This is a genomic window from Thermogutta sp. (assembly GCF_014359955.1).
GTDB lineage: Bacteria > Planctomycetota > Planctomycetia > Pirellulales > Thermoguttaceae > Thermogutta.
The window spans coordinates 1-3,175 of the sequence record NZ_JACIYL010000523.1; the positions used below are offsets into that span (position 1 = coordinate 1).

Annotated in this window: 4 protein-coding genes; 3 read left to right on the forward strand and 1 reads right to left on the reverse strand. The window is 56.3% G+C overall.

Features of this window, described 5'->3' with window-relative positions:
- Positions 1–404 (reverse strand): hypothetical protein (locus tag H5U08_RS13880; protein WP_297034238.1); only part of this gene is annotated, 404 nt, incomplete at its 3' end.
- 275 nt (positions 405–679) lie between these two features.
- Here H5U08_RS13880 and H5U08_RS13885 point away from each other — a divergent pair.
- The 3 genes from H5U08_RS13885 to H5U08_RS13895 all read left to right on the forward strand — a co-directional run.
- The gene (locus tag H5U08_RS13885) at positions 680–1,105 is read left to right on the forward strand and encodes an Rrf2 family transcriptional regulator (protein WP_297034240.1); all 426 of its coding nucleotides are present in this window, start codon (positions 680–682) and stop codon (positions 1,103–1,105) included.
- A 109-nt stretch (positions 1,106–1,214) separates the two neighbouring features.
- The gene (locus H5U08_RS13890; protein ID WP_297034241.1) at positions 1,215–1,829 is read left to right on the forward strand and encodes a hemerythrin domain-containing protein; all 615 of its coding nucleotides are present in this window, start codon (positions 1,215–1,217) and stop codon (positions 1,827–1,829) included.
- A gap of 93 nt (positions 1,830–1,922) precedes the next feature.
- Positions 1,923–3,175, forward strand: a 1,253-nt coding sequence (locus H5U08_RS13895; RefSeq protein ID WP_297034243.1) for a cbb3-type cytochrome c oxidase subunit I, incomplete at its 3' end; no start/stop codon positions are given.

The following is a 3,175-nucleotide window of genomic DNA, read 5'->3' on the forward strand; positions in this document are numbered from 1 at the left end:
GCCAGCTTGTCCCACCGTGGTGGCCACATGACCAGCGTGTTTTGTGAACGTTTCACCTTCCACCAGATGAATTTTCCCGGCCTGTCTTCCGCTTCTGTAGAGAGAAACGTCCAATCGCCGGCCTGGCGAAGGTACAGCTTCATCGTTTTCAGGCTCAGTCCCTGATCATTCGATTGAATAAAGCCCACTTCAAGGATTCCTTTTTCCGCATCCACCACCCGTGCAACGGCGTGGCCCGCTGTACCCGGCACCGTCCATACTCCGTTCCATTCCTCAGCTTTCAGTGAAACCGGCTCCAGCCCCATCGGTCCCGTCGAAAAAGCCACCTTGCACCCGCCGGACGATAGCAGTATGGCCAAGCCCACAGCCGCGACGCACCACCGGCAAAGACATCGCGCCACCATTGTCATCCCTCCTTTTTCAGTTCGAAGGTGAAAAGACCCTGGGAGAGACTTGCCGACATCATGAGGTTCGGCACCCCGATTGCCAGTGTACGCTGGGAAAAACGCGGACGCAAAGGCCTTTGAAACCACCGACGGTTGGATTGGCGGACGACACGGCACCAGGAGACAGAAAGCGGTTCAAGCGAGAATTTTTTTAGTCCTTTGGAGCAAGCCCGTTGACAGGGCGCTTCGCTTGGCTATAATCACATGTGGATATCGGAATTAGCGTCTGGCCTATGATGTCAAAAACCGCCATTCACGCAACGACGGCCCTGATGATTCTCGCGGAGCTGCCGCCCGGGAGCTTTCTCGGGGCGGACGAGATTGCGCGCCGGGTCCAGGCTCCCCGCAACTATCTGGGCAAGATTCTCCAGAAGCTTGCGGAGGGGGGACTTCTTGAATCCCAAAAGGGAAAGGGGGGCGGCTTCCGACTGGCCCGGCCCGCCAGCGACATTTCCCTGTACGACATCGTCGAGCCAATAGACAAAATCAGTCGCTGGGAGGGATGTCTATTGGGACAGGAGCGATGCGCAGATTCGGCTCCTTGCCCGGTCCACGCCCGCTGGGCGGCGGTGAGGGAGGTGTATCTCAATTTTCTGCGGGAAACGAAACTCTCCGAACTTGTAAAGAACCAGCGTGCGTTGTGCTGCATGGGCGGATAGCAGTCCAAATTTTTTGGTGGAAAATAGGATATGCACATGCGATTAACGCGTTACTCTTGGACCTTTTGACGCTTGGTTTAGGTTCCACTTTTTGACAGGAGGTGTGAATATGACGTCCCACGCTCAACAACCGACCGAAATTCTGCGCCATGAACACCGCGTCATCGAACAGGTGCTCGCTGTCCTGGAGAAGCTCGCCGATCAGGCGGCGAATAACGGAAAGATCGATGCGGAACTCGCATCCCAGGCGCTGGATTTCTTCCGGCAGTTCGCCGATCATTGCCATCACGCCAAGGAAGAAGACCTGCTCTTTCCCGCTCTTGAGGCCAAGGGATTTCCCCGGGAAGGTGGGCCCACCGGGGTCATGCTTTATGAGCACGAGCAGGGCCGGGCCTTCATTCGGCAAATGGGTGAGGCCATCCAAGGAGGTGAAACTGACCCGCAGGGGGCCGCCCAAAAATTCGCCGAGGCTGCCCGGCAATATGTCAGTCTTCTCCGCCAGCACATTTCCAAGGAAGACAACATCCTCTTCGTCCTTGCCGAGCGAACGCTGAACGCCAGCGAACAGGCCGAAATGCTCGCCAAATTCCACGCCACGGAAAAAGAGCATGTCGGCGAGGGCGTCCATGAAAAGTACGTGGCTCTGGCTGATGAACTGCTTGCCAAGATGGGCATTGCGAAGGAATCTGTGCCGAAAGCGAGCGGATTTTTCTGCTGCCACTGATCCCATTCTTTGACGGGAATTCGGGAAAATGTTCTGGGGGAACGTATTGCAGGATCGAGGTTTCGGTAGTCGCAGCTAAAAAGGAGTGCCACCATGAGCACCAAAGGGTTGCGCAACGCGGCGATCGTGAGCTTCGTTGTGAGCATGGCGATCCTCTTTGTAGGCGGATACTTCGCCAAGGACCATGTTCCACCTATCCCGTCCAAAGTCGTTGTCGGGGAAAAGACGCTCGCGGACAAAGATGCGATTCTGCGTGGCCAGGACGTCTATCAGCGATACGGGTTGATGGATCACGGAAGTATCTGGGGACACGGCTCGCTTCGCGGGATGGACTTTTCAGCTTACACCTTGCACCTGATGGGATACCTGGTCCGAAACTACCACCTTGCCAAAGGACAGCCACCCGAAGACCTCTGGCAAAAGCTCCCGCCGCCTCCGCGAAAGGAGCTCGACGAGGTGGATATGACTGTTATCCGCGAGTTGAAAGAAAATCGCTACAAGCCAGAGACGGGAACGCTGGAACTCACCCCGGCCCAGGCCTACGCATTTGAGCAGTTGCTCCGCTTCTGGGATAAAACGTTTGCCGAGGGCGATCCGCATTATGGATTTTTGCCCAACGCAATTCCCACGGCTGAAGAGCGAAAGGACCTGGCGACGTTTTTCTTCTGGACTGCCTGGGCAGCCGTTACCAATCGGCCCGGTTTGAACTACAGTTACACGAACAACTGGCCTTCGGATATCACCGTGGGCAACCGGGCTTCGACAGAAGCTCTGGTTTACTCGATCTTTTCCGTTCTTGCGCTCTTCGTTGTTCTCGGCCTGGTAGTCTATATTGTGCACCGATACCAATTTTTCTACGGAGAGTCGCAGGCCGTTCAGGCGGCTTACCGATTGCTTGAGCAACCGGTGACCCCGAGTCAGCGGTCGGCGGCCAAGTTTTTCCTGGTTGCGGGACTCCTATTCATTGTGCAGATTCTCAACGGAGGATTGCTTGCGCACTATACAGTTCACCCCGGCAGGTTTTACATCGAGCTGGTCGGGCAGATGTATCCTTATAGCTGGGCGAAGACCTGGCACCTGCAACTGGCGATCCTTTGGATCGCTCTGTCCTGGATGGGCACCGCCATTTACCTCGCGCCGCTCGTGGGTGGGCGAGAACCTCCGGGACAACGAACCCTGGTCAATATCCTCTTCGTAGCGGCCCTGGTTGTCGCGGTGGGAAGCCTGGTGGGAGAAGTTCTCGGCATCAAAGGATACCTTTCCCGGCTGGGCGGACATCTTTGGTTCTGGCTGGGACACCAGGGTTGGGAGTACCTTGAGTTAGGCCGACTCTGGCAGATCCTGCT

What these genes read in the sequence shown, in the direction of transcription:
- H5U08_RS13885 (WP_297034240.1), top strand. Translation starts at nt 680, where the DNA reads ATGATGTCAAAAACCGCCATTCACGCAACGACGGCCCTGATGATTCTC.
- H5U08_RS13890 (WP_297034241.1), top strand. Translation starts at nt 1,215, where the DNA reads ATGACGTCCCACGCTCAACAACCGACCGAAATTCTGCGCCATGAACAC.